This window comes from Bacillus sp. JJ1521, assembly GCF_036965165.1.
In the GTDB taxonomy this organism is placed as follows: domain Bacteria; phylum Bacillota; class Bacilli; order Bacillales; family Bacillaceae_L; genus Ferdinandcohnia.
In genome coordinates this window covers 26,702-32,220 of sequence record NZ_JBALOX010000008.1, presented here as the reverse complement: position 1 = coordinate 32,220, position 5,519 = coordinate 26,702, and the positions used below count along the sequence as shown (strand labels likewise).

At 37.6% G+C, this 5,519-nt stretch carries 3 protein-coding genes; all 3 read left to right on the top strand.

Annotated elements, in window-relative coordinates:
• Positions 1-122 precede the first annotated feature (122 nt).
• The 3 genes from recJ to V7147_RS01675 all read left to right on the top strand — a co-directional run bounded on the left by recJ (position 123) and on the right by V7147_RS01675 (position 5,405).
• Positions 123-2,477 (top strand): single-stranded-DNA-specific exonuclease RecJ, encoded by a 2,355-nt coding sequence (gene recJ, locus V7147_RS01685; RefSeq protein WP_335366124.1) that lies wholly within the window; start codon positions 123-125, stop codon positions 2,475-2,477.
• Positions 2,477-2,989: an adenine phosphoribosyltransferase gene (locus V7147_RS01680; RefSeq protein ID WP_335366123.1), complete on the top strand. Its 513-nt coding sequence runs from the start codon at positions 2,477-2,479 to the stop codon at positions 2,987-2,989. The genes recJ and V7147_RS01680 overlap by 1 nt, the downstream gene beginning before the upstream one ends.
• Before the next feature lie 226 nt (positions 2,990-3,215).
• Positions 3,216-5,405: a RelA/SpoT family protein gene (locus V7147_RS01675; protein ID WP_335366122.1), complete on the top strand. Its 2,190-nt coding sequence runs from the start codon at positions 3,216-3,218 to the stop codon at positions 5,403-5,405.
• The last annotated feature ends 114 nt before the right edge of the window (positions 5,406-5,519 follow it).

Below are 5,519 nucleotides of genomic sequence, written 5' to 3'. Positions count from 1 at the left end.
GGCCTAAAAAATCTGGGCACAAATACGTCATGCGTATTTGATTAATATAGTTTTTGAAAAATGTCAATCGTTGTAACGCACCTTTTGCTTCGGTATAATAGTATGGTTGAGGGGTGAAACTTTTGTTACAATCTAAAACTCGTTGGAAAGTAAATGAATACAACCAGATAAATACAGATCTACTAGTTAAGGAACTGCAGGTTACACCTTTAGTAGCATCCCTACTAGTGAATAGAGGACTCACGACCGCCCGTACAGCGCGGGAATTTATAGAACCAGATAGCTTAGAGTTTCACGATCCATTCCTACTTGATCAAATGGATACAGCTATTGAGAGAATAATGAAAGCTATTAAAAACGAGGAACGAATTTTAGTATTTGGTGACTATGATGCCGACGGTGTGAGCAGTACGACTGTTATGGTTACTGCATTAAAAGAAAAAGGTGCACTTGTAGATTTTTATATACCAAATCGATTCACAGAAGGCTATGGACCTAATGAAACAGCCTTTCGATGGGCCAAATCGCAAGGATTTTCTTTAATTATAACCGTAGATACAGGAATCTCAGCCCTCCATGAAGCAGAAGTCGCAAAAGAATTAGGAATTGATTTAATTATTACGGATCACCATGAAGTTGGCCCTGAACTACCAGTTGCAACGGCAATAATTCATCCGAAAAAGCCCAATAGTCAGTACCCTTTTAAAGAACTGGCTGGAGTTGGGGTTGCTTTTAAGGTTGCACATGCTTTACGCGGTGAGGTCCCTGTGGATTTATTAGATGTGGCTGTAATTGGGACAATTGCTGACCTTGTTCCATTACATGGAGAAAATCGACTCCTTGCCAAAAAGGGAATTAGAGCCTTGCAAAATACAGAGCGTCCAGGATTAAAAGCATTATTGAAAAAAGCAAAAGTCGAATTCAATGAAATATCTGAGGAAACAGTTGGATTTGCAATCGGACCAAGAATTAACGCAGTTGGTCGTCTACAATCAGCAGACCCAGCGGTTGATTTATTGATGACAAACGACCCTGAAGAAGCTTCATATATTGCTGATGAAATTGATGAGCTAAATAAAGAAAGACAGCAATTAGTAAATCAAATGACACAAGAAGCAATCCAAGAGGTTGAAGAGAACTATCCACCTTCTTCCAATTCCGTATTAATCATTGCAAAGGAAGGCTGGAACTCTGGTGTTGTCGGAATTGTTGCGTCTAGATTAGTTGATCGCTTCTATCGACCTACGATTGTTTTAAGCATAGATTCTGTAAAAGGATTGGCGAAAGGCTCTGCAAGGAGTATTGATGGCTTTAACCTATATGAAAGTCTATCAACATGTCGTGATATTTTACCTCATTTTGGTGGACATCCAATGGCTGCCGGAATGACCCTTAAAGTGGAGGATGTTAACGATCTTAGAAATCGCCTTAATAGTATTGCGAATGAAGTGCTTACTGCTGAAGACTTTCAACCAATTACAACAGTAGACGCAATTTGCGATCTTCATGAAATTACAATTGAATCAATACTAGAAATGAACAAATTAGCACCATTTGGAATGGGAAATCCAAAACCAAAGGTGCAAATTAATGATGTTGGAATCAATACAATCCGAAGAATTGGAGCGGATCAAAGCCATTTGAAAATCGTTCTTCAGGATGACCCTAATTCTTTAGATGGGGTTGGCTTTGGGTTAGGATATGCCTGTGAAGGGATTTCACCGTTATCAAAGGTTTCCGTGATTGGAGAACTTTCTATCAATGAATGGAACAATAGTCGAAAGCCACAAATTATGCTACAGGATTTAGCTGTCAATGAGTGGCAGTTATTTGATATTCGTGGTATGCGAGATTTTGCTTCATACCTAGAAAAAGTAAAAGATGACAAGCTACAATTAATCGCATTTTCGAAAATCACAATTGATAAGCTCGGTTTAACCAATCATGAAATTAGTATTGTTTCATCGCTTGAAGAAGCATCTAAGCTTCAATTTGAATCAAAGCATGTTGTTCTTCTTGATTTACCAGAAGAAGATGGATGGATTAAAGCATTATTTGAGAAAGGCTTTCCAAATCGCATTTATACATTATTCTTCCATGAGCAGGATCATTTTTTTAGCACAATCCCGACAAGAGAGCATTTTAAATGGTTCTATGCATTTTTGGCAAAAAAAGGTCCGTTTAATATGCATCGCTATGCTCATGATTTAGCAAAATATAGAGGATGGAAGGCAGAGACAATAGATTTTATGTCACAGGTGTTTTTTGAATTAGAATTTGTTAAAATAGACAAAGGAATTATTTCCTTATCAAATCAAGTTAAGAAAAGGGATTTGACTGAATCGAGAACATATCAATTGAAATCGAATAGAATTGAATTGGAAAAGCAATTATTATATTCATCATATCAACAATTAAAGCATTGGTTTGATGCAATAAATAATGGTTCGCATTCGCTTGAGGGGGCAATTAAATAATGGATTTAAAAAAGTTTATCGAAATAGTTGACGACTATCCAAAGCCAGGAATCAAATTTAAGGATATTACTCCTTTAATGAATGACGGCGAAGCGTATAAATATGCTACAGACCAAATTGTTAAGTATGCAAGGGAGAGAGAGATTGACCTTGTTGTTGGACCAGAGGCTCGCGGCTTCATTATTGGTTGCCCAGTAGCATACTCACATGGCGTCGGCTTTGCTCCTGTTAGAAAGGAAGGCAAGCTACCTAGAGACGTAATTAAAGTAGAGTATGGACTAGAATACGGAAAAGATGTTTTAACAATCCATAAGGATGCTATTAAACCGGGTCAACGTGTATTAATTACAGACGACTTATTAGCTACTGGTGGAACGATTGAAGCAACAATCGAGCTTGTTGAACAGCTTGGCGGTATTGTAGCTGGGATTGCATTCCTAATCGAACTCACTTACCTAGATGGTCGAAAAAAATTAGATGGCTATGATGTTTTAACAGTTATGCAGTTTTAATTTTTGAACGAAAAAGCGCTCAGATTGAGTGCTTTTTTTAGTAGAATTTGGGTTTTAACTTGAATAATAAGAACTTTTCAACCATGTAAGCAATATTTCTCTTATTTCCCTTTACAACTTTCAAGATTTTCAAGATAATAGAAACAATAATCTAATTTTATATCTTAAAGTATAATTCAAAGAGGATATCTTTGAATTTTCAATTTTAAAAAAGGTGATAAAATCCATGGCAAACGAGAATGTCTTAACTCCTGAGCAAGTGATAGAAAAGGCAAAAGTATATTTGAACGATAACGATATCGAGTTTATTCAACGTGCATATAAATTCGCAGAAGAAGCACATAAGGAGCAATTCCGTAAATCTGGTGAACCATATATCATCCATCCAGTCCAAGTGGCGGGTATTTTAGTGGATCTTGAAATGGACCCATCAACAATTGCTGGTGGTTTTTTACACGATGTAGTGGAGGACACGAAAGTCACTCTTCAAGAAATAAGTGATGTATTTACTCCTGAGGTTGCAATGCTTGTTGATGGAGTAACAAAACTGGGGAAAATAAAATATAAGTCTCAGGAAGAACAACAGGCTGAAAATCATCGAAAAATGTTTGTGGCAATGGCCCAGGACATTCGTGTTATTTTAATCAAGCTTGCAGACCGTTTGCACAACATGCGTACTCTTAAGCACCTTCCACCAGAAAAGCAGCGCAGGATTTCCAATGAGACGCTTGAAATTTTCGCTCCATTGGCACACCGACTAGGTATTTCAAAAATTAAATGGGAGCTTGAAGATACAGCCTTACGTTATTTAAATCCACAGCAGTATTATCGCATCGTTAACCTAATGAAAAAGAAGCGTGCAGAACGTGAGGAGTATCTTGATGAAGTCATTGAAGAGGTTAAAAACCATGTTGACGAGGTTTCAATCAAAGCGGAGATCTCGGGTCGACCAAAGCATATTTACAGCATCTATCGTAAAATGGTCCTTCAAAATAAGCAATTTAATGAAATCTATGACCTCCTTGCAGTTCGAATTGTCGTAAATAGTATAAAAGACTGTTATGCGGTTCTAGGAATCATTCATACTTGCTGGAAGCCAATGCCCGGTCGATTTAAAGACTATATTGCAATGCCTAAACCTAACATGTATCAGTCCCTTCACACAACTGTGATTGGTCCTAAGGGCGACCCACTTGAGGTTCAAATACGGACAGATGAGATGCATCAAATTGCCGAATACGGGATTGCAGCCCACTGGGCATATAAGGAAGGCAAGCAAGTTAATCAACAATCTACTTTCGAAGAAAAATTAACATGGTTCCGTGAAATTTTAGAATGGCAGAACGATGCATCAAATGCAGAAGAATTCATGGAGTCCCTAAAAATTGATTTGTTTTCTGATATGGTTTTCGTATTTACACCAAAAGGAGACGTTATGGAGTTACCATCAGGCTCTGTTCCAATTGATTTTGCATACCGCATTCACTCTGAAATTGGAAATAAAACAATTGGTGCAAAAGTAAATGGAAAAATGGTGACCTTGGATTATAAACTAAAAACAGGGGATATCATCGAGATTTTAACTTCAAAGCATTCCTATGGTCCGAGTCAGGATTGGATTAAGCTTGCCCAAACATCTCAGGCAAAAAACAAAATTCGCCAGTTCTTTAAAAAGCAACGACGTGAAGAGAATATTGAAAAAGGTAAAGAGCTCGTTGAAAAAGAGATTCGCAATCTGGAATTTGAAGTAAAGGATATTTTAACAGTTGAAAATATAAAAAGGGTTGCTGAGAAATTCAATTTTTCAAACGAAGAAGATATGTATGCTGCGATAGGATATAACGGGATTACTGCGGCCCAAATTGCTAATCGTTTAACAGATAAACTTCGAAAACAACGGGATCTTGAACAGGTTGTTGAAACAGTATCAGAAGTAAAGCAAGTTTCAAATCACTCGAAAAGAAGGGATTCTGGTGTACAAGTTCAAGGAATTGACAATTTACTAATCCGTCTATCGAAATGCTGTAACCCAGTCCCCGGAGATGAAATTGTTGGTTTCATAACAAAAGGTAGAGGTGTATCAGTACATCGTGCTGACTGCCAAAATGTTCATACAGAAGATGCGAAAGCTCGACTGATTGAGGTCGAGTGGGAAAGTAATTTAAACGACCGGAAAGAGTTTAATGTTGAAATTGAAATTAACGGCTTTGATCGTCGTGGTATATTAAACGAAGTTCTACAAGCGGTTAGTGAAACAAAGACAAATATATCGGCTGTTTCAGGAAGAACTGACCGTAATAAAATGGCGACAATTAATATGTCCATTTCAATTCAAAACGTTAGCCATCTTCATAAGGTTGTTGAGCGGATAAAGCAAATCCGGGATATTTATTCGGTTCGCCGAGTAATGAGCTAACTTTATTCACCAGTAGGCTGAATAAGGTTAGCACCTCCGGTGGATGCCACAGATTTTCAAAGGAAATTTTTCGCGTGTAGGAACAAAGACTAAGACCGCCACTTCCTGTGGCAA

What these genes read in the sequence shown, in the direction of transcription:
- V7147_RS01675 (WP_335366122.1), top strand. Translation starts at nt 3,216, where the DNA reads ATGGCAAACGAGAATGTCTTAACTCCTGAGCAAGTGATAGAAAAGGCA.
- V7147_RS01680 (WP_335366123.1), top strand. Translation starts at nt 2,477, where the DNA reads ATGGATTTAAAAAAGTTTATCGAAATAGTTGACGACTATCCAAAGCCA.